The sequence below is a fragment of the Gluconobacter sp. P1D12_c genome (genome assembly GCF_018812105.1).
GTDB lineage: Bacteria > Pseudomonadota > Alphaproteobacteria > Acetobacterales > Acetobacteraceae > Gluconobacter > Gluconobacter oxydans_A.
Genome location: NZ_JACSIQ010000384.1, coordinates 1 through 482, shown reverse-complemented (window position 1 = coordinate 482; position 482 = coordinate 1). Strand labels below are relative to the sequence as shown.

Sequence of the window (482 nt, the reverse complement as noted above, 5' to 3'; positions counted from 1 at the left end):
ACAGCAAATCTGAGCTAATTATCTGCTCATGAAGCGAAGCAGTTTGAGCTATCTTTTTAATACTGATTTAGCCTTTAGCATGGAGGTCGAAACCCCAATGCTAGACCCCGGACCTTCGGGGTCGTCGCTCTAGGCAATAGAGCGATCAGAACCCTTTTGAGGCTTCGCCTTAGGTTCCCACGTCGCCTGGAATGACTCAAGCCACTCCTTCGCAATCCTATCGCAATCACGCATTAAATCATCCAACGTGTAGACAGTCTTAATGAACGGAACAGGATTAATTCCATGCGAATCCAAAGAATCAAAAACTAAACCAAGATAAGTTTCAAGCTGTTCATTCTTCTTCTGTAAATCTCTGAACGGCTTGCCCTTATCAAAACTTTTTTCGCGTTCGCTTTTCAATTCGTTCAATAGTGATTTTCGTGATTCATTACTTTTGTGAATTTTTGTTTTTAGTGATGAATTACTCGCTTTCAACTTCT

1 protein-coding gene is annotated in these 482 nt (G+C 41.3%); it reads right to left on the bottom strand.

Annotation, left to right across the window (positions count from 1 at the left end; all coding sequences use genetic code 11):
* Positions 1 to 129: 129 nt before the first annotated feature.
* On the bottom strand, positions 130 to 482 hold a 353-nt coding region (locus KP705_RS17285), incomplete at its 5' end, for a hypothetical protein (protein WP_215765165.1).